The sequence below is a fragment of the Acinetobacter sp. YH01003 genome (assembly GCF_013420525.1).
In the GTDB taxonomy this organism is placed as follows: Bacteria; Pseudomonadota; Gammaproteobacteria; order Pseudomonadales; family Moraxellaceae; genus Acinetobacter; species Acinetobacter towneri.
Map to the genome: position 1 here is coordinate 610,878 of NZ_VOXY01000001.1, position 21,239 is coordinate 632,116.

Sequence of the window (21,239 nt, forward strand, 5' to 3'; positions counted from 1 at the left end):
CTTTAGCTTTTAAAATTTAACAAAGCTTAGAAGAAGCCCGCAGGTTTAGTTGAATAGCTCACCAACAAGTTTTTGGTTTGTTGATAATGCTCTAACATCATCTTGTGGTTTTCACGGCCAATACCTGATTTTTTATAACCACCGAAAGCTGCATGCGCAGGGTAAATGTGATAACAGTTCGTCCAAACGCGACCCGACTGAATAGCACGACCTGCACGGTAAGAAGTGTGCGCAGAACGTGACCAAACACCTGCCCCTAAACCGTAAATGGTGTCATTGGCAATTTTAATGGCTTCATCGAAGTCTTTAAATGTGGTCACAGAAAGCACTGGGCCGAAAATCTCTTCTTGGAAAATTTTCATGTCGTTGGTGCCTTTGAAAATTGTCGGCTCAATATAGAAACCGCTGCCAACTTCATGACGCTCACCACCACCTGTTAACACTTGTGCACCTTCGGCACGACCTGTCGCAATACAACCCAAGATTTTGTCCTGTTGTTCTTGCGATGCTTGCGCACCAATCATCGTTTCAGTATCAAGCGGGTGACCTGTTTTAATACGTTTAACACGTTCAATGGCTTTTTCAAGGAAACGGTCAGCAATACTTTCCTGCACGAGCGCACGCGATGGACAAGTACAAATTTCACCCTGATTCAGCGCGAACATAGCAAAGCCTTCGAGTGCTTTGTCTAGGTAGTCATCATCTTGCGCCATAACATCTTCAAAGAAAAGATTTGGAGATTTACCACCAAGCTCCAAAGTCACTGGAATGATGTTTTCAGTGGCGTATTGCATGATCAATTGACCGACCTGAGTCGAACCTGTGAATGCAATTTTGGCAATACGTGGATTGGTTGCCAATGGGCGACCAACTTCTACGCCGTAACCATTGACTACGTTTAATACGCCTGCAGGCAATAAATCTTGAATGAGTTCGACTAAAACTAAAATACTGGCAGGCGTTTGTTCTGCAGGTTTAAGTACAATACAGTTACCCGCAGCCAAAGCAGGTGCAAGTTTCCATGTTGCCATTAAAATAGGGAAGTTCCATGGAATAATTTGCCCTACAACGCCCAATGGCTCATGGAAATGATAGGCAATGGTATCTTCATCAATTTCAGAAATTCCGCCTTCTTGGGCACGAATACAGCCCGCAAAATAACGGAAATGGTCAATCGCCAAAGGAATGTCGGCAGCCAATGTTTCACGAACAGGCTTACCATTATCCCAAGTTTCGGCAACCGCCAGTAATTCTAGATTTTGTTCTAAACGATCTGCAATTTTTAACAGAATATTAGAACGAGTAGTTGGAGATGAACTGTTCCATTGAGCTTTGGCTTTGTGTGCAGCATCTAAAGCCAGTTCAATATCTTCTGCAGATGAGCGTGGGACTTTGGTAAATACTTTGCCATCTACAGGAGAGATATTTTCAAAGTATTCGCCTTTTACAGGGGCGACCCACTCGCCACCAATAAAGTTTTCGTATTGTGCTTTAAATTGAACTTTTGAACCGGGTTGATTGGGATCTACGTAACGCATAATTCTCTTCCTTTGATGGTTTTTTATAATCTGCCGTCATCTTTACCTTTTATCACAATCCTGTGTCTAAAATCAGGTTAAATTTACGGCTAAGGTATAAGGTACTTTAGTACGTTATTTGATTAGCATACCAATATAAGGTTGGAAAAAGGTTGGAAAGTTGCAGGTTTACAAGCAGCGAACAAATCCTTACAAAAGTAAGCAGTACAATGGATGTAATGCCCACAGGATTGTGAGAATCAGTCATGATGAAAAAACAAGATCTATTGGAAAAAAAACTGCATATTGAACGGTTTAGACAAAGCAGTAGTTTATCGCCGCTGCATGCGCAGCAAATTCAGCAGAGTATTTTAAATTCTTGGCAACGCTCTGAAATTGCAGAAATTCCTGTAGATCGGCAGGCTGCTCCGTTAAATTCCAGTTTATCGCATCCGCAAGGCGGTTCGGCTTTACAGAGAGCTGTGCAAAATTGCGCAGAAGATTTAAAACATATCGCGCAGCAGTCCGACATGGTGGCAGCCGTGGGCGATGTGGGCAGTACGATTATTTGGACGGCAGCGAGCGCTCAAATGCGTAATGTGGCGGAACGAGTACATTTTGTAGAGGGTGGACAGTGGCGTGAAGAGTTGGTGGGTACCAATGCTTTGGCTTTGTCACTCAAAACTCAGCAAGCCAGTTGTGTGTTTTCCAGTGAACATTATATGTCATCGTTACATGACTGGGTTTGTTATGCCGCACCAATTTTAGACCCACATTCCAAACAAGTGTTGGGCGTGATTGATTTATCGACCACTTGGAAAAATCATAACAGTTTGGGTTTGTTGGCAGCAGAGCGCTGTGCTTCTTTAATTCAAAATGCGTTGCTGGAACAGCAAAAACAGCAGCTTTATATTCGCGCGTTTCGTGTGCCACAGGTGTTATTTAATGGCAAAGTGGTGGTGATGACACCGCGTCAAATTGAAATATTGGTGATTTTGGCACTTTGCCCACAAGGCATGAGTTTAGACACTTTACACCAAGCACTATATGGTGAGCGTAAAGTCAGCATGGGAACGCTAAAAGCTGAAATGTCGCAATTACGCGATATTTTAGGGGGGATGCTCGGCTCGCGTCCTTACCGAGTTTTGGCGCATATTGAAGCCGATTTTTTACAAGCTGAGCAGGCTTTAGATGCAGGTTATGTGCAGTCTGCCTTGCAAACGTGTGCAGGGGTATTTTTGGCGAAAACTGAAAGTCCATTTTTATGCGCATGGCGAGATTGTTTAGAATCACGCCTGAGTGATGCCATTTTTAATGCACAAGATACCGATGTATTGCTGAAACATTTGGCGCATAGCCCTGAAGCGATTGATGCGGTAGAGCGTTTAATTGAACTGATGCCAAAGCATCATCCTGCACATCAAATTTTATTAAAATACAAAGCCTAAATGACGAATCAAGTCTTTAGGCTTTCATTTCACTGTCCTTTAGTCTTACTGTTTTTTTTAGTTTTTACAGCCCTTTGCGGTTTAACCAGTCAAACAAGGACTGATACACTTCCGCGCGGACTTCTGGCGCAGAAAGCACCAAATCATGCACGCCATCTTCAATTTGGCAAAGCTGAATATCACCATGCATGTGATGCCCATATTTTTGCATATCTGCAACATCCAAAATTACGTCAGTGCGTTGCGCAATCTCATTCCATTGGCGTGGATAACTACTTTGACTCGCATGCATAATTAAGGTTGGTACACCCAAATGTACGCTAGCATGAATTTCTTTTTGTGCTTCATGAATTGCACGTACAAAACTTAATCGCACTTTAGGATAGCGCGGTTTCTTCCATTCCAAATTAAATAACCATTCACCATGATATTGTTTGTGTAGACTTGGTACATAAAATGGATTAAGGCGGCTTGGAAATTTCATTTCTGGCAGCAATTTGCCCAATTGGCTTAAACGAGGAATGCCGAATTTTTTCTCAATCTCGCTCATATTGAAATCATAAAAAGGGCTGTTGCACCATAAACCACGAATCAGTGGATGATTGGGATGATGTGCCACATATAACGTGGTGATTAATCCACCTGTTGAATGTCCTGCCAAAATTACTGAGTCATGTTCTTCTGTGGCAATTTGCTCAAGTGCAGCGGAAATTTCTGCATCATATTCAGACAAGCTGCGCACATTGTACCAATTTTGATGTGACAAATGCGAACGCCCATATTTACGTAAATCTAGGGCATAAAAGTCATAACCATGCTGATTAAACTGGTCTGCCATTTCTGTTTGAAAAAAATAGTCAATAAAACCATGAATATAAAGTACGGCTTTACGGGTTTCCTGTTCGGCTTTTTTGCGTACCAAGGTAGCAATCACTTTGCCTTCATAATCCGAAGGAAAATCCAGCGTCATTTGTTGGTAATCGGCACCCAAAATATCGGGTTGATAGCTTGGTGTTGTTTTTTGTTTTTTACTTAACAGCATAAGGTGTTCGTCATCCATTTTATTTTGACTATATCCTTGATGAGCTGTGCGCATTTGTCAAATTGAATTATGCAAACCCTCTGCATCTAAATCGCTTTAGTTTTATGCTGCGAGTTCATTTTGTTCTGAACAGCAAAAAAAGCAGAACGCATCTGAGATGGTTCTGCCAAAGGGAAGGATAAAAATAAAACAGCAACAGACGAAAATTGAAAAAAGGATGGGAGATGCTGAGCAAATCGTGATTCACTCAGCAGGAGATTCAAATTACATCGCGGCTTTAAAAATTTCGACCACTTGTGCATGATTGGCTTTACGTGGGTTGGTGAGCATGCAGGCATCTTTTTGTGCATTTTCAGCCATAATCGCCAAGTCATCTTCTTTCACGCCTAACTCTGCTAAACCTGTTGGAATACCAATTGAGCTAGATAATTCACGAATTGCATCAATTGCGGCATAGGCGGCTTCTGTGGTAGTTAATCCATCAGTATTTACCCCCATCAGTTCTGCAATATCTGCATAACGCTCAGGGCAGGCAATCAGGTTAAACTCGCAAACATGCGGCAATAAAATTGCATTACATACGCCGTGCGGCAAGTTGTAGAAACCACCGAGTTGATGCGCCATGGCATGCACATAGCCTAATGAGGCATTGTTGAATGCCATACCTGCCAAATATTGCGCATAGCTCATGGCATCACGTGCTTCAATATTTTCACCATTTGCCACAGCAGGGCTGAGCCACTGGCTAATCATACGAATAGCTTTTTCCGCACAGGCATCGGTAATAGGATTGGCTGCAGTTGAAACGTAGGCTTCTACAGCGTGAGTTAAAGCATCCATGCCTGTTGCTGCGGTTAAACCTGCAGGTTTGGCAATCATGAGTTTTGGATCATCAATGGCGATGAGTGGTGTGCAGCGCCAATCGACAATTGCCATTTTAACGTGCGTGTCAGTGTTGGTAATGATACAGAAACGGGTCATTTCCGATGCTGTACCTGCTGTGGTGTTAATGGCAATTAGCGGGGTCATTGGCACGGTACTTTTATCAATGCCTTCATAATCACGAATATGCCCACCACCTGCGGTAACTAAGCCAATGCCTTTGGCGCAGTCATGTGAAGAACCACCACCTAAAGACACAATAAAGTCGCATTGATTGGCATTGTAGGCATCGACACCTTTATGTACGTTAATGTCGGTTGGGTTTGGCTCAGCACCTGCAAAGATATGGCTAGCAACGCCTGCTTCGGTGAGATAGCCTGCAATGGTGTCGGCAACGCCAAATTTAAACAGTCCTTCATCTGTCACAATCAGGGCTTTTTTAGCGCCTAAATTTTGTGCTCTTACGCCAATTTCTTTGGCACAACCAGGGCCGAAGAGAGACACACAAGGAATATAAAAACCGTTGGTTTGATCTGCAATATTTTTAAAAGCCATGCTCAGATTCCTTCTTGCATTGGGTATTGGAATAATGTGTTGTTATCGCGGTGTTGAACCGTGATTTGAGTATTCAATGCTTTGTGGTGAAATCCTACCTACCAAACACCAACCCTATTTTCTGAGTAAATAATGCAAACTAATCAATTGAAATTTATTTGTTTTTTAATGGGTTTTTATTTTTTCTGAAGTGATGCGCAGGCTATAGGCAAGGGCTTAAATCTTGTTTATAGTGTTTTTGTATCTCTAATTTTAAGGTGTAGATACCGTTCACATAAATTTCAGGTGTAATTCAATTAATAAGTGGCTTAAGCTCGATTGAAGAATTGTCCACTTTTTGCAGATGGAAATAAAAAACAAAAAATAGGGATGTATCACGTGATGGGTCTAGTCGGTGCAATCAAATAAAAATAAGATGACACTTAGATAGACCGCACTTAAGCATGAGGAGCGTATATGCAGCCAATTTGCCAGCATAGCCAGTTGCATGCCGTTGCACAGCAATTGGTTCGTATTTCCAGTGTGGCCGCAGAAATCTATCAAGATCAAATGGATTTGGTTGGACATTTTACAGCACAAAATTTGTTTCGGATCGATCCTTTGCAGCATCGGGTCGAATTGCTGAATGGTCTGTTTAGTCTTGAATTTTATCCGCCAAAATCGCATACAAATTTAATAGAAACTCACTTTGAATTTGCGGGGGAACAGCAAGAAGCATTTGAAGATTTTTTCTTACATGATCTGCATTTTTTGACTGGGGATTTAAAACCGCAGCATTCTTTATTTTTGCGTAATCAGGCGCAGCAATTGCGACAATTGATTCTGCAGCAAGTTTACCTGTGGGTAGATGGTGCAGCACGGGTTAAGCAATTGTTATTGCATTTAGATGCAATGCAGGCACAAATTTTAGATCAGGCATTAATGCAGGCAGACGATCAGTATCAACCAGTATTGACCAAATTTGTGCAGCAAGGGCAGCACATTCCTGAAGATGTTTTAACTAACTTATCGATGCTGTGTGCTTTGGAATTTGTAGAGGGTGAAACCTTTTTGCCAGTGCAAGCACTGATGCAAAGTTATGATGATTTTTGTTTTAGTGCGGCAGAATTTTTACCTAAAGCCATGCATCGTATTTTAAGTATTTCATTTCCTGAACGATTTAATTTGCAGGATTTAATCGATCATCAGGATGATATTCGGTTGTTGTATCGACATGCCGAAGAACATGGGCATTTATTGGGTTTTGCGCGTTTAATGCACCGTGAGGTGTGGCAGCGTTCCGATGCTTTGGCGAAACCGCATTTTTTAAAATCTTGCCCTTTAATTTGGCAAAAGAAAGTCGCCAAACTGCCGTTATTTGATTATCCACGTGCGGTGAATTGGCTGTTTAAACAGTCTGCACAAGTGTTGGATTGGCTTAGTTTAAATATTCATCATACCAGTGTGCGGGTGGCAGTGACTGCGCTCAGTTTTGTCGATTGTAGTCAGGCACATCCACGGATTATTTTGGCAACTTTGCAATATTTTCAATATTCAGCCGCACGTATGTTCATTCAAAGCTGTAATGTATATGCGACACAGCAAGCGTGGTTCGCACATGCGCATAATGTCAGTTTAATGCCGCATGGCGAAAAACAATCGTTGGATGATCCGCGAGTTGCCATTAGTCCTTCTATTTTGTATTTGGATGAGTGGATGACTTTGCTGAAAACCGTGGCACAACATGATGAGCATTTGGTCAAGCATGTATTTCGGCGTTTAAGTCGTGTCATGCAAAGCTATATGTTGTATTTACAGCAAATCACTCAAGATTTACCGACAGCTTTGTTGGACTATATTCAGTCAGAAAGTCAGCAGCAACGTGATTTTTATACGGTATTGCAGCGTTATCAGATTCAGCCTGATGATTTTCGGCAGCGTTTTTATTTACGTGCACACAATACACGTGTTTCGGTATTTGACAGTTATGTGCGCGACTATTTACTGGAATATTTCGTAGCGCATACACATATTCCAAAAAGTTTGAGTTGGTTGGGGTTGTTTCATCAGGCGGTGCGTTGGCATCAACAAGTGTATAAAGCAGAGCTATTTGCCAAACTGAAAAAAGAAATTCCGTGTAGCACATGGCAGGCGAAAAGCCCGCAGCAAATATTGTACTTTTCAGGTTGGTGTTTTGAAGAACTGACCGATTTAGACCGTATTATTGAAGAATCGAAAAACTTTAAACACTGTTTGGCACTGAGCTATGCCAAAGCCATGAGTGAAGGACAATATGTGGCGTTTCACATGGCATCACCACATTATGTGCAGCAATTGACCTTGGGCTGTCACTTTAGGAATGGGCAACTTGTGTTTGATCAATTGGAATATCCTAATAATCAAAAAGCAGAACAATTGTTGGTTACCATCGCAGCGCAGTTTATTGCATGGCTGAATCCACAATTACCATCAAAGTCATAAGTTACAAGTCATAAGACAACCGTTGTCGTATTCACGGACTTGAGCCTTAACTTTTGGCTCAAAACTCGTTAGGCTATAGCCGTTCAATCATGGTATAGGTCTTATGAAACAGGAAACTGCACTTAAACTTTTAAAAGCAGGCGAAAATGTCTTTTTAACAGGCTCGGCTGGTGCGGGTAAAACCTATACCCTGAATCAATACATCAATTATTTAAAAGCGCGTAAAGTGCCCGTGGCAATTACGGCATCTACAGGCATTGCAGCAACGCACATGAATGGCATGACCATTCATACATGGGCAGGCATAGGCATTAAAGATTTTTTGTCCGATGCCGACCTGAAAAATATGAAAGAGCGCAAATATCTCAAAGAACATTTAGAAAATGCGCAAGTGCTGATTATTGATGAAATTTCGATGTTGCATGCCAAACAACTGAATTTAGTCAATCAGGTTTTAAAATATTTTAAAGACAGTGATGAAGCCTTTGGCGGCATTCAGGTGATTGTTGCGGGAGATTTTTTCCAGTTACCGCCTGTGGGAAAAAACGATGAGCGCAATCGTGACAAGTTCTGTTTTATGTCAGATGCGTGGGTCGAAGCTAAATTTCGGGTCTGTTATTTAACCGAGCAGCACCGTCAGGGCGATGACTACTTAAATGACATTCTCAATGCGATTCGTGCACAAAGTATTGATCATCAACATATTCAGGCTTTGGAACACACCCGTCATCAAGATATTGGCGACACTTTCACGCGTTTATATACGCACAATATGGATGTGGACAATATCAACTTTAAGCATTTGAATGAAATTGAAACTGAGAGCAAGCAGTTTGATGCCGTGTGTGATGGCAATGAAAAGTTGATTGAAACGCTGAAATCATCCGTACGTGCGCCTGAAATTTTAAATCTAAAAAAACATGCCAAAGTGATGTTTGTTAAAAACAACTTCGATATGGGCTATATCAACGGCAGTTTGGGCGAAGTGATTGGCTTTGAAGAAGATGACGATCACGGTATTTTGCCTAAAGTAAAATTGACCGATGGCACAGTATTACTGGTCGAGCCTGAAACTTGGTCGGTGGATAATGATGCAGGCAAAACCATTGCCAGTTTCCAGCAAATTCCGCTGCGTTTGGCATGGGCAATTACCATCCACAAATCACAAGGTATGACCTTAGAAGCGGCAGAAATCAATCTTAGCCATACTTTTGAAAAAGGGCAGGGTTATGTGGCGTTGTCACGATTAAAATCGTTAAGCGGTTTGCGTTTATTGGGATTTAATAGCCAAGCTTTGGAACTCGACAGTTTAGCGATTAAGGCTGACCGCCGTTTTCAGGAATTGTCTGAAGAAGCTGAAACGCACTATGAGCTGATGGATTTAACACCACAACATAATGCATTTATTCGTCACTGTGGTGGCACGTTGAACGAAACCGAAATTTTGCGCAATGAAAAGAAAATTGCCAAAGGTGGAAAAACCAATTATGCGACTGCCACGTTAGATGAAACCCGCGCTTTATTTGAAGAAGGTTATGATATTCAGGATATTGCAGTAGAGCGAGGTTTAACTCCTGCAACTATTATCAACCATTTGGCACGTTTGCAAAAAGAACAAAATCTGGATATTTCAGTGGCACATCCAGGTGAAGAAGTGGTGGAAGAGGTCCGTAAAATTTATAAGCGATTAATGAAGCGTCAAAATGCAGAGCACTTCAGCGATGATGGCGCAATTAAACTGCGCCCGATTGTTGAAGCGACTAGTCCACGCATGGGCTATGATCAGGTGCGTTTAGCATTGCTGTTTATTCAGTAGTTTAGTCATTTGGATAATGATGACTTATACTGCAATTCTGCATTAAAAATGCCCGCTTAACGTCACATAAAATACTATCGTTTTGAGAAAAACTTCGGTTAAACTGCCATCACTGTAAGCCTTAAAATATAATATTCGGTATGGCATTTACACCGTGGTACACATTTCGAAAATTTGTCTATAACAACTTACACGACGATGACTATGAAACATGGTTTAGTCGTTGCATTAACTATTTTTTAATTTTACTGATTTTAGGCAATGCCAGTGCGGTTATTTTAGAGTCGGTGAATGATGTCTATCTTGCCTATCAGGTATTTTTTGACCATTTTGAAAACTTTTCCATCGCAGTGTTTACGCTTGAATATTTGCTGCGGATTTGGAGTATTGCCGAAAAAGACCCGTTTATTTCGCCGTGGAAACAGCGTGTAAAATGGCTTACCAGCGGTGGGGCAATTATAGATTTGTTGGCGATTCTACCTGCTTATATTAACTTCTTTGTGCATCTAGATTTACGGTTCCTAAGAATTTTACGTTTGCTGCGTTTGTTAAAACTGACACGTTACTTTGTATCATTGCAAATTTTATTAAGAGTGATCGAACGGGAAAAAGGATCATTTCAGGCAGTCATTTTTATTCTCTCTATTATGATTGTGATGTCTGCCGCAGGTGTGTATGTGGTGGAAAGCAAGGCACAGCCTGAAGCCTTTAGCTCAATTCCCGCTTCGATGTGGTGGGCAGTGGTGACTTTAACCACAGTCGGTTATGGCGATGTCACACCAATTACCCCTTGGGGCAGAATTTTAGGTGCGTTAATTACGGTATTGGGTGTCGGCTTGGCAGCATTGCCTGCAGGTATTTTAGCCACAGGTTTAGCCAACGAACTTGAACAACGTAAGCAGCATTTAGGGTTGAAATTTAGAGAGCTATTGCAAAATAGTGAGATTGATCTGTTAAATGATCAAGAAAAAATTGAAGATTTACGCAAACAAGTCGGTTTAACCACTGAGCAAACCCAAGATATTTTATTGCAGTTAATTCGTGAGCGTCGTGAAGAAGAGCTGCGTTTAGAACAGGAGCCTTATAAATACTGCCCACATTGTGGAGAGAAGTTGTCGGAGTAAGCGAGGCTTGGGTTAAGAATTTCAATTCTAGTTTGGCTCTGCACGTTGGAAGCCTAAAACATGCTTGCTGAAAGCCATATTATTTTTATGGAATTGTATTGATTTCGTAGTAAATATCATCGAATAAAAACTAAGATGAAGAAAACTCATTATTTACATGCTAAGATTAAATTAATTCATTATTAAATTGAATCATGTTTGGCTTTGTTTCTTATTTTGCAAAATAAAAATGCGACCTAGGTCTAAACATGCAGTCAATAACTTGAAAAACTAGGAACAAGCAATGCTTGAAATTCGCCACTTAAAAACGCTATCAGCCCTGCGTGAACATGGTTCTTTGGTTGCTGCCGCCAATGATTTATGTCTGACGCCATCTGCCATTTCTCATCAACTCAAAGAACTAGATCATTGGTATGGCGTAGAAGTGGTGAACCGTCGTAGTCGCCCTGTGACATTTTCCAATGTCGGACAGCGTTTATTGAAACTGGCGGATGATGTCCTGCCACAAATTCAAATCACCCAAACTGATATTACCCGCATTGTGCATGGTCAAACGGGGCGAATTATTTTTTCTTCGGAATGTCATAGTTGCTTTGACTGGTTGATGCCGCTGCTGAATCAATATCGTCAGCAATACCCTGATGTAGATTTAGATTTTGCTTCAGGTTTTGAAGCCAATCCGCATGAATTATTGCAAAACGCAGAATTTGATTTATTGATTACCGCAGACCCGATTGCCTTAAAAGGTATCGAATATTTTCCAATTTTTGAATATGAATCGCGTTTGGTGTTGTCAAATACTCATCCTTTAGTACGTGCCGAGCGCATTACCGTACAGGAGTTGGCAGAAGAAACCCTGATTACCTATCCTGTCGATAAACACCGTTTAGATATTATGTCTAAGCTATTCATTCCAGCCAATATTCAGCCAAAAGCTATTCGTACTACAGATTTAACCCAAATGTTGATTCAACTGGTGGCGAGTGGGCGAGGGATTGGCGCATTGCCAGATTGGGTGGTGAATGAATATGAGCAAAAAGGCTGGGTAACTTCACGTCGTTTAGACTGCGTTGCTGCGGGAGGATTACGCCGTACCTTGTATGCGGGTTATCGTAGCGAAGAAAAAGAAAAGTGCTATTTTGAAGGCTTTTTGAAGCAATTAGAGAAATTTTCCCAAAAACGCACGCAGTATTATTCAAGTTAAAAATCGTACGATCAGCATCGTAAAGAGAATGCTAATTTATCGCTAAAAACACTAAGCTCATCTAAATCTCCACTAAAAACAGTGAGATGTTCTTGCTAAGCTTGCCTTGCGAAAATTAAGGGAGAGCGCAGTGAGTTCGGTACGTTGGCTGACAAAGGATTTGTGGATTGTTGCTGCGGGTTTTATGGCAGCAATGCATATTGGCAAGTTGCCACCGACTGTACCCATCCTACAAGCTGAACTCGGAATTAGTTTGGTTCAGGCAGGTTTTTTGCTGTCTTTGGTACAAGCTGCGGGCATGTCTTTGGCGTTGTTGCTAGGCAGTTATACCGCAAAAATTGGCTTAAAACGCTGTGTACTTTTGGGTTTGTCTTTATTGGCAGGTGCAAGTTTTGTTGGTGGTTTTGTACATAGCTTTTCCGCACTATTAAGTCTGCGTGTAATTGAAGGTTTTGGCTTTTTACTGATTACACTCAGCGGCCCTGCATTTATTCGTCAACTGGTTGCAGTGGAGCAGTTGCCTGCCAAAATGGGGCTGTGGAGTGCCTATATGGGCGGTGGGATGGGTATTGGTTTACTAAGTACGCCGTTTTTACTGCCCATCTTGGATTGGCAAGGCGTGTGGATGTGTTTGGGATTGTTATCCTTTGCGCTCGCAATCATCATTTATAAAGCCGTACCAAGTGTGCAGATCAGCACGCAAGCCATTGCCATCTTTGAACTGATTAAAAGCACTTTGAGCCATCCACCCGCATGGATATTGGCTTTGGTTTTTGGTGTTTATGCAGGGCAGTGGTTCAGTTTGGTGGGTTTTTTGCCGACCATTTATCAGCAATATCAAATATCTTTACAAACCGCAGGTGTGCTCACAGCTATGGTTGCAATGGCAAATGCGGTGGGTACATTTGTATGTGGGTTGTTATTACAGCGTGGGCTGAGAGCGCAAGTGTTGATGCAAATGGGTTTTGCGGTATTGATGCTATGCGCACTGAGTTTTTATATTTTGCGTGATGTTTTACCATTCATTGTGCAGTTTTTATTGGTCATCCATTTCTCTTTATTTGGTGGTTTAGTCGCAGCTGTGGTATTTGCGCAAGTACTTAATTTTGCACCACAACCGATTGCGATTAGTACCACCGTAGGTTTGGTGTTGCAGTGCTCGGCAATTTCACAATTTTTATTGCCGCCTGTGGTCGCAGCTATCGTATCTGCCACAGGAACATGGCTTTGGGTTGGTATTTTAATGGCCGTTTTATCTGCAATGGGAATGATATTAACATCTATCTTGTTTCGCAAAGTGGCTTAGATTTGGATGGTTTTTATTGAAATTGGTTGATACAAGACGATGAATTCAAGCAAAACCATCTAAACCAAGCGTCCCTAAATCTATGTTAAGAATAGCCAATAAACAAGGTGAGAATTCCTGCTGCAATCAGTGGTCCCACAGGCACGCCACGTAGCACAGCAACACCTGCGACTGTACCAATCAATAAGCCTGCGACCACATCAGGCTGATTGGTCATGAGCTTGACACCACGCCCGCCTAACCATGCCACAAAAACACCAATTGCAATCGCAAGTAAAGATTTCCAACTCAGGAAAGATTTTAGAATTGCTTCGCCTGGAAGTTTGCCACTGGCAATGGGTGTCAGTACGCCAATGGTGAGAATGATAATGCCCAGATTTAAGCCATGCTGCTGCAATAGTGGGAAAAATTCACTTAGCGGCGTAATTCTAAAAACAATCAGTACTGCTGCGGCAATGGTCACAGCCGTATTTTGGCTAAAAATACCGCATGCGAGTAGAACGATCAGCACCATCAGGTTAAGGTCTAATTGAGAGAGCATGGTGATCCATAAAAGGGGAAATAAATTGGAAAAGTGCAGTTATTGTAACTGTTTTGAACTACAAGCGGGCAAGGTACGCAATGTGTTCAGAATTTACGGTGTATTTGGTTTAGAATAGCAGCAAATATATTTATACTTTTTATCATTAGGTCGCTCATCATGTTGTTGGAAAAAATGTTGCAATCACAAGGCTTTGGATCACGTAAACATTGCCAACAACTCATTAAAAATGGTGCAGTCACCATTATGGGCGAAACCCAGACCAATCCTAAATTCGCGATAAAAATTGCGCCTGAAACGGTTTTGCAATTTTCGGTGTATGGGGAAAATTATCAATATCGTGAAAAGGTCTATATCGCCTTACATAAACCACAAGGCTATGAGTGTTCGCATCAGGCGACCCATCATTTTAGTGTGTTTGACTTGTTTGATGATGTATTGCTGAATCGTGGTTTGCAGTGTGTTGGACGCTTAGATCAGGACACCACAGGGCTGTTATTGCTGACGGATGATGGACAGTTTTTACAAGCATTGACCCATCCTAAAAAGCATGTGGCAAAAGTGTATGCTATGCACACCGCAGACCCGATTAATGCAACACAAATCCAGCAACTTGAGCAGGGTGTCGCATTGCGCAATGAATCAGGGACATTTGCTGCAACAGAGGTACAACAGCTTGCTGAACATGAATTGCAGATGACCATTCATCAAGGTGTTTATCACCAAGTTAAACGTATGCTGGCAGCAGTGGGCAATAAAGTAGAACAATTACATCGTCAGCAAGTTGGTGCATTAAACTTGACTGATTTGGCTTTAGATGTGGGTGAATGGATGTATTTAAGCCCTGAACATGTCGAGTTGGCAAAAAGCCGTATGGAATAACATGAGTTTAGCTGAGCTTTCATCAATAGCTCATGAGCAATGGCTTGGGCTAGGTTAAATTTAAATCCATTGTCTAACTCTGCAATCGTCAGATCAGATGACTATTTTAAAAAGCAGTGATAGGTTTGAAATTCATCATCTTTGACAAAACCCATCTTTTCATACAATTGGTGGGATTGGTAATTACTTTTCTGTGTTTCAAGGCTAATCCGTAGCGCATTTTCATGTCGTGCAAATAAAATTGCAGTATCAATGAGCTGTTTGGCCGAACCTTGTCGTCTAAAAACAGGGGTGACATAAACGTCATCTAAAATATAGTAGGTCGAGCAGGCAACCGAAGAAAAGCCTAAATAAAGTAATACAAATCCAGTGATTTTTTGATCTTTGATATGAATGAAAATCACACTTTCCTGATTTTCAAAACGCTGTTTTAAGAATGCTGCTGAAAGGCTTAAATTCGAGGATGCACCATAAAACTGACGATACTCATCGAACAATACAGCAAGCTGGTCTAAGTCTTCTAAAGTGGCACGTCTTACAATCATTACGATACTCCATGCTTTTTTATTGTCCTTGCATGAAGCATAGCTAAGTTTTTAAAGTAAATTTTTAAAGAATTGTTTAAAAATGCAACACTGTTAATTTTTGTCAGTTTCACCCAAAATTGCATTGAGTTCATCAAACAAGTCTAGATGTTCATCATCCAGTTCAAAATCTTCAACACTATTATTGCCAGTTACAGATGCTTCATTGCTTGGGGTTGCATCCACTAGCGTTGCTTTTTGCTCTTGTTTTAATTTGCGTAACTTAATCAATTGTTCCAGATTAATATTCTGATTTTCAATTGAAAAGGGAATTGATTTAGTCAGCACGACTTGCTTAAAAAACAAACGTACCGCTTGCGCAGGCGTAATCCCCAACTGTTTAAACACAGCAAAGGCTTGTTTTTTCTCTTGAGAGTCCAAGCGTACTTGATAGACTTCAGTTTTTCTCATAATTTTTAATAGAAGGAAATAGATTTAAATTTTAGCAATATTGTAAACAATTCATTTGTAATTTCAATATGACTACAACGAAAATCCACTATTTTGTAATGACAAACATATTACAATGTCAATTCTTGCTGTGCGCTAAAGTGGAATTGTTGCTGGCTAATCGGGTCAAAAAAACTTAAATGCTTGGCAAGCAATTGTAGCGGTGCAGAAAAATCATCTGCTTGTTTGTGCTGTAAAATGGGATAAAACGGGTCGTTCTTAATCGCAATACCTAAGCTATTTAAATGCACACGCAGTTGGTGCTGCTTGCCTGTTGTAGGCTTTAATTCATATTTTGCCCATGTTTGATTATGTTCAAGCAAACGAATTTCTGTTTCGCTGTTAGGTGTGCCTGCCACGACGTGCATCAAATAAAAAGGTTCACCTTTTTCCATGCGTAATTGCACAGTACATGGTAGTGACAAATTAGCTTGATAAGGCGCAATGGCATGGTAGGTTTTTTGCACCTGACGTTCTGCAAATAATTGCTGATACACCGCCCGAGTTTCTGGTTGTTTGGAAAACAGCACCACACCCGCAGTTTCGCGGTCTAAACGATGAATAGGTGTGAGCTGCTCATTCTGTGTTTGTTTTTTTAAGCGTACTAATAAGGTTTCTTGTACATATTGCCCTGTAGGGCTCATGGTCAAAAAATGTGGTTTATCTACAACCAATAAGTGTTCATTTTCAAATAAAACTTGATGCTGAAAAGGCACGGCAACTTCATGCGCTAAAAAACGATAATAAAAAATATCCTGATGTGCGCTATAAGGTGTATCTAAATCTAAACGCTTGCCTTCGGCATCATAAACCAGACCATCCTCAAAGCGTTGCAGCCATTCCTGTGCAGAAATATGGGCAAACTGGGCACATAAATAACGAAAAATTGATTCAGGCTGTGTGCTTAATTTGGGTAAATGCAATTTGCTGGCGCTCACACCATCTAGCATGGGTGGAACAAAGGTGTTGGGATGAGTCGACTTCATCTGCAAATTGCTCATATTCAGGTGTGAGAGTTTCTTTTTCATCATATTGAAAATAGCCTAAGCAGTTTGGGTGCTAAGCTTAACAATCTTGATTCATTGCCTTGTCTAAAATTGTTATAAATTGTCCACATTTACACAGTTTTATCCATCAGTACATAGGCTTTAAAGCAGTGCGATGCTATCATAATTGGTCTTTTGAATCATGTCGTGAGCGTTATGCAGTATTCATTTAATTTGGCTTTAAATAATGAGCAAGATACCCAAAATCTGGCGCAGGTTTTGGCAACGCATTTTCGGTCGGGTGTGATTTATTTAATTGGTGATTTAGGCGCAGGAAAAACCACTTTATCGCGTTATTTTCTACAGCATTTGGGGCATCAGGGCGCGGTTAAAAGCCCGACTTACACCTTGGTGGAACCTTATCAAATACAAGGACAAGATATTTTTCATTTTGATTTATATCGTTTAAATGATCCTTATGAATTAGAGCTGATGGGCATTCGTGATTATTTAGAAACCCCAAATGCCTTGTTTTTATTTGAATGGCCATCAAAAGGTGGCGATGAAATTCCGCCCGCAGACTTGATCATTGAAATTAAAAAATCGGAAGATGAATTAAGCCGTACAGCAATGCTAAGTTCGTCTTCGGTTGCATTACAACAAGCTTTGGAGCAACAATTTAATCATGCCTAATGATGTGTTAAATCTACGTCGGATCCACACGCTTGAACCTGCCTTAGCCAACCAAATTGCTGCGGGTGAGGTAATTGAGCGTCCTGCCTCTGTGGTCAAAGAGTTACTAGAAAACTCCATTGATGCAGGTGCAACCGAGCTGATTATTCGTGTGGCACAAGGCGGCAGTACACTCATTGAAATTATTGATAATGGTCGTGGCATTCATGCTGAAGATTTGCCTTTGGCGGTGACTCGTCACGCGACCAGTAAAATTCAAACGGCTGATGATTTACATGCTATTGTCAGTTTAGGCTTTCGTGGTGAAGCACTGGCATCAATTGCAGCAGTATCGCGTTTGACTTTGGTCAGTAGCCAAACTGAAGATGGTGTCGGTTATCAGGTCGAAGTCAATGGCACTGCCTTTGACCATCAAGATATTCAGGCCGTTGCTGCACAAAAAGGCACACATATTCGGGTACAGGATTTATTTTTTAATGTGCCTGCACGACGTAAATTCCTGAAAAAAGCGGGTACAGAATTCGGACATATTGAAGAAATTGTGCGTCGTTTGGCACTCACACATTTCGATATTCGTTTTGTTTTGGAACACAACGACAGCATCAAACTGAATTTACCCATTGCAGACAGTGGCGAATTGCGTTTTCAGCGCGTGCAGCAACTTTTAGGACGAAACTTTGTCGAAAATGCCTATTGGATAGATGCTGACAGTGTCACCATGCACTTATCGGGTTGGTTGGGGCATCCTTCCGATGCACGTTCGCAAGCCGACTTGCAGTATGTGTATGTGAATGGGCGCATTGTAAAAGACAAGACCATCTCCCATGCTTTGCGTATGGCATACGAAGGTATTTTGCATGGACATCAGCATGCTGCGTATTTACTGTTTTTAGAGGTTGAGCCTGAAAATATTGATGTCAATGTGCATCCGACCAAGCATGAAATTCGCTTTTTAAATCAGCGGGAAGTGCATGAGTTTGTACGACATTATGCCAAAGAAACCTTGGCGCAATTTCAAACTGCAACAGCAGATTTAGCCACTGCTATGAAAGCTGATCCTGTCGAACAAGCTGCGCCTTATGTGGTGCAACCGCGTTATCAGGAACAATTTTTACTGCACAAACATGCCGAGGCAAATCCTTACAATTCCGCTGACGATGCAGTAGATGCGTACACGATGCAGCCCGCTTCACAAGCGGGAAGTGAGTTACTTACCGATTTTAATCAGAGTCAGCCGCAGACAGTTCAATATAACCGACCTGTGCAGAGTAATTATCAAGGTTCGCAACAGCTCAACAATGCTTTAAAAAGCTATCTCGCGCCTTTACGTGATCTAGATCAAGACTCAGCCAATCTTACGCAAACAAACACAACACCTGCGGTGGATGAGCATCCGCTCGGCATTGCAATTGCGCAATTGCATGGTATTTACATTCTGGCGCAAAATAGTGAAGGCTTGATTATTGTAGATATGCATGCCGCCCATGAACGAATTGTGTTGCAACAGATGAAAGCCGCTTGGGATAAACCTGAGTTTTGGACTTCGCAGCAATTGCTGATCCCCAAAGTTATCAGCATTAGCCGCATGCAAGCCATGCGGGTGGATGATTTAAAAGAACAATTGGCACGACTGGGCTTGGAAATAGACCAATATGGCGATGAACAGGTCATTGTGCGCGGTGTGCCCGCGATTTTGCATAAGGCAGATTTTGCCGAATTAATTCCTGAATTACTTGATGATTTAGACCCGAATGATGAGGCGCAAGCCTTGTTGCAAAAGCGTGATCATATTTTGGCGGGAATGGCATGTCATAGTGCAGTACGTGCACATCGGATGTTAAGTCTTTCTGAAATGAATGCCTTATTGCGTCAAATGGAACAAACCGAATTTGCTAGCCAATGTAATCATGGTCGCCCGACTTGGCGTGCCTTTCCATTGGCACAACTAGATAAACTTTTTGCTCGAGGAGAGTAGCGTTACATGTCAAATCAATTGCCGGTCATCAATTTAATGGGACCAACTGCAAGCGGTAAAACTGCTTTGGCATGTGAGCTGTATGAATTGGGGCATTTTGAGCTGATTTCAGTCGATTCTGCGCTAGTTTATCGAGATATGGATATTGGTACAGCCAAACCAACTAAAGAGGAACAGGCGCGTTATCCGCATCATTTGATTGATATTATCAGCCCGCTTGAAGTGTATTCTGCTGCACAATTTGTCGAAGATGCCTGCGCCTTGATTGACGATATGCACGCGATAGGAAAAACCCCAATTTTAGTGGGCGGAACCATGCTGTATTTTAAGGCATTGCTTGAAGGTTTATCTTCAAATTTACCCAGTGCCAATTACCAAGTACGTGCTGAAATTGAAGATAAAGCCGCGCGTGAAGGTTGGGAGGCTGTATATGCAGAATTATGTGCGGTAGATGCATTGGCGGGACAAAAGTTTAAAGTGTCCGATAAGCAACGTATTATTCGTGCTTTGGAAGTTTATAAATTAACAGGCACACCAATTACCCAACTGCAAGCAGAACAACCTAAAAATGTACCATATCGTTACACTTTTCATAACCACGCCTTAGTGCCTGATCGGGTAGAATTACATCAGCGTATTGAAAAACGCTTAGAGATCATGTGGGAAATGGGTTTTTTAAATGAGGTGCGTCATCTTATTGAAAAATACGATTTAGATGCAAATTTACCTTCCATGCGCTCTGTCGGTTATCGTCAAGCTTTAGAGTTTTTACAAAAAGGTGATGAAAGTCGCGGAAAAATGCAGGAAATGGAGGATAAGGCGCTATTCGCAACACGACAACTTGCGAAACGTCAATATACTTGGCTCAGATCGTTGCAAGAATCGCATAAATTTCACACATATTTTACGATAAAGCAGGCTCAAGAAGACTTGCGAAACTGGTACGGATAAAGCAAAATTTACACACTGTCTTTTTTATAATTTTTAATTGAAAAATAAAGATAGTTTTTGCGCTGATTTTTAATTATTTTTGGAGTTATAACATGTCTAAAGGTCAAACTTTACAAGATCCGTTCTTAAATTCTCTCCGTAAAGAACGTATTCCTGTTTCTATCTTCCTTGTGAACGGTATCAAGCTACAAGGTCATATTGAATCTTTTGACCAATATGTTGTTTTATTGAAAAACACGGTAAGCCAAATGGTTTACAAACATGCAATTTCTACAGTTGTTCCTGCACGTAATCCACGTCCAGCGGGTGCACCAGCAGGCGGTCAAGGCGCAGGCTTTGGTGGTCAAGGCGCAGGCTTCGGTGGTCAAGGTGGTGGCTTCGGTGGTCAAGGCGGCTTCGGTGCTCAAGGTGGTGGCTTTGGCGGTCAAGGTGGCTTCGGTGGTCAAGGTGGTGGCTTCGGTAGTCAAGGTGGCGGCTTCGGCGGTCAAGGTGGCTTCGGTGGTCAAGGTGGCGGCTTTGGCGGTCAAGGTGGCTTCGGTGGTCAGTCTGCAAGCGGTTTTGACAACGATTCTAAATTTGAAGAATCTCAAGAAGACGACAACAATCGTTAATTGATATTCTGAAAAAAAGCCTCTCATTTTGAGAGGCTTTTTTTATGTCTTACTCTTTTTCTGGTCAATTTACATACTCTGATTTATAAGCTTAAGTGTAAGCGTGTGCTGAACCTCATACCTATTTTTTGATTTTGGTCGGGTTGCCACTGATTTGGCAGGGTAATCCTCCCATAAATAAGTGCCCACTAAAATTTAAGTGGACACTATTG

The 21,239-nt window shown here is 41.5% G+C and carries 18 protein-coding genes; 11 read left to right on the top strand and 7 right to left on the bottom strand.

Translation table 11 applies throughout. The features are described from left to right. Nucleotides 1-26: 26 nt before the first annotated feature. Entirely contained in the window at nt 27-1,538 is a 1,512-nt protein-coding gene (locus FTT70_RS02915) for an aldehyde dehydrogenase family protein (RefSeq protein ID WP_045795779.1), read from the bottom strand. A gap of 245 nt (nt 1,539-1,783) precedes the next feature. Between FTT70_RS02915 and FTT70_RS02920 the strand changes: the two genes are divergently transcribed. Beyond that, nucleotides 1,784-2,965 carry a hypothetical protein gene (locus FTT70_RS02920; protein ID WP_004976871.1) on the top strand — a complete coding sequence of 394 codons (1,182 nt, stop codon included), beginning with the start codon at nt 1,784-1,786 and terminating at the stop codon, nt 2,963-2,965. Nucleotides 2,966-3,029: 64 nt separating this feature from the next. Here FTT70_RS02920 and FTT70_RS02925 read toward each other — a convergent pair whose 3' ends face one another. After that, nucleotides 3,030-4,025 carry an alpha/beta hydrolase gene (locus FTT70_RS02925; RefSeq protein ID WP_004976869.1) on the bottom strand — a complete coding sequence of 332 codons (996 nt, stop codon included), beginning with the start codon at nt 4,023-4,025 and terminating at the stop codon, nt 3,030-3,032. A 246-nt stretch (nt 4,026-4,271) separates the two neighbouring features. Next, nucleotides 4,272-5,444 carry an iron-containing alcohol dehydrogenase gene (locus tag FTT70_RS02930; RefSeq protein WP_004976867.1) on the bottom strand — a complete coding sequence of 391 codons (1,173 nt, stop codon included), beginning with the start codon at nt 5,442-5,444 and terminating at the stop codon, nt 4,272-4,274. A gap of 456 nt (nt 5,445-5,900) precedes the next feature. Between FTT70_RS02930 and FTT70_RS02935 the strand changes: the two genes are divergently transcribed. The 5 genes from FTT70_RS02935 (at nt 5,901) to FTT70_RS02955 (ending at nt 13,354) form a co-directional block, all read left to right on the top strand. Next, complete coding sequence (locus FTT70_RS02935) at nt 5,901-7,904, top strand: hypothetical protein (protein ID WP_180168263.1); 2,004 nt, start codon at nt 5,901-5,903, stop codon at nt 7,902-7,904. A gap of 103 nt (nt 7,905-8,007) precedes the next feature. After that, the gene (locus tag FTT70_RS02940) at nt 8,008-9,720 is read left to right on the top strand and encodes an AAA family ATPase (protein ID WP_180168264.1); all 1,713 of its coding nucleotides are present in this window, start codon (nt 8,008-8,010) and stop codon (nt 9,718-9,720) included. Between the two features lie 140 nt (nt 9,721-9,860). Next, complete coding sequence (locus tag FTT70_RS02945; RefSeq protein ID WP_096901190.1) at nt 9,861-10,844, top strand: ion transporter; 984 nt, start codon at nt 9,861-9,863, stop codon at nt 10,842-10,844. A 283-nt stretch (nt 10,845-11,127) separates the two neighbouring features. Beyond that, entirely contained in the window at nt 11,128-12,048 is a 921-nt protein-coding gene (locus tag FTT70_RS02950) for a LysR family transcriptional regulator (protein ID WP_131261626.1), read from the top strand. A 130-nt stretch (nt 12,049-12,178) separates the two neighbouring features. Beyond that, nucleotides 12,179-13,354 carry a CynX/NimT family MFS transporter gene (locus tag FTT70_RS02955; protein ID WP_154320808.1) on the top strand — a complete coding sequence of 392 codons (1,176 nt, stop codon included), beginning with the start codon at nt 12,179-12,181 and terminating at the stop codon, nt 13,352-13,354. A gap of 85 nt (nt 13,355-13,439) precedes the next feature. Here the strand turns inward: FTT70_RS02955 and FTT70_RS02960 are convergent, their stop codons facing one another. Next, a complete protein-coding gene (locus FTT70_RS02960) occupies nt 13,440-13,895 on the bottom strand; it encodes a DUF441 domain-containing protein (protein WP_004976854.1) in 456 nt (151 codons plus the stop codon). Nucleotides 13,896-14,054: 159 nt separating this feature from the next. Between FTT70_RS02960 and FTT70_RS02965 the strand changes: the two genes are divergently transcribed. Further along, on the top strand, nt 14,055-14,777 hold the full coding sequence (locus tag FTT70_RS02965; protein WP_131261624.1) for a pseudouridine synthase: 723 nt from the start codon (nt 14,055-14,057) through the stop codon (nt 14,775-14,777). A 101-nt stretch (nt 14,778-14,878) separates the two neighbouring features. Here FTT70_RS02965 and FTT70_RS02970 read toward each other — a convergent pair whose 3' ends face one another. From FTT70_RS02970 to FTT70_RS02980, 3 genes are all read right to left on the bottom strand, one after another. Further along, the gene (locus FTT70_RS02970) at nt 14,879-15,322 is read right to left on the bottom strand and encodes a GNAT family N-acetyltransferase (protein ID WP_004976850.1); all 444 of its coding nucleotides are present in this window, start codon (nt 15,320-15,322) and stop codon (nt 14,879-14,881) included. Between the two features lie 93 nt (nt 15,323-15,415). Continuing rightward, nucleotides 15,416-15,772 (bottom strand): type II toxin-antitoxin system RelB/DinJ family antitoxin, encoded by a 357-nt coding sequence (locus tag FTT70_RS02975; RefSeq protein WP_004976848.1) that lies wholly within the window; start codon nt 15,770-15,772, stop codon nt 15,416-15,418. 110 nt (nt 15,773-15,882) lie between these two features. After that, complete coding sequence (locus tag FTT70_RS02980) at nt 15,883-16,797, bottom strand: pseudouridine synthase (RefSeq protein WP_154320807.1); 915 nt, start codon at nt 16,795-16,797, stop codon at nt 15,883-15,885. A gap of 216 nt (nt 16,798-17,013) precedes the next feature. Between FTT70_RS02980 and tsaE the strand changes: the two genes are divergently transcribed. The 4 genes from tsaE to hfq all read left to right on the top strand — a co-directional run bounded on the left by tsaE (nt 17,014) and on the right by hfq (nt 21,027). Continuing rightward, nucleotides 17,014-17,490, top strand: a complete 477-nt coding sequence (gene tsaE / locus FTT70_RS02985; protein WP_179988740.1) for a tRNA (adenosine(37)-N6)-threonylcarbamoyltransferase complex ATPase subunit type 1 TsaE — start codon at nt 17,014-17,016, stop codon at nt 17,488-17,490. Beyond that, nucleotides 17,483-19,465 carry a DNA mismatch repair endonuclease MutL gene (gene mutL / locus FTT70_RS02990; RefSeq protein ID WP_004976842.1) on the top strand — a complete coding sequence of 661 codons (1,983 nt, stop codon included), beginning with the start codon at nt 17,483-17,485 and terminating at the stop codon, nt 19,463-19,465. The genes tsaE and mutL overlap by 8 nt, the downstream gene beginning before the upstream one ends. 6 nt (nt 19,466-19,471) lie before the next feature. Then, on the top strand, nt 19,472-20,416 hold the full coding sequence (gene miaA / locus FTT70_RS02995; protein WP_180044057.1) for a tRNA (adenosine(37)-N6)-dimethylallyltransferase MiaA: 945 nt from the start codon (nt 19,472-19,474) through the stop codon (nt 20,414-20,416). A 92-nt stretch (nt 20,417-20,508) separates the two neighbouring features. Next, complete coding sequence (gene hfq / locus FTT70_RS03000) at nt 20,509-21,027, top strand: RNA chaperone Hfq (protein ID WP_180044055.1); 519 nt, start codon at nt 20,509-20,511, stop codon at nt 21,025-21,027. The last annotated feature ends 212 nt before the right edge of the window (nt 21,028-21,239 follow it).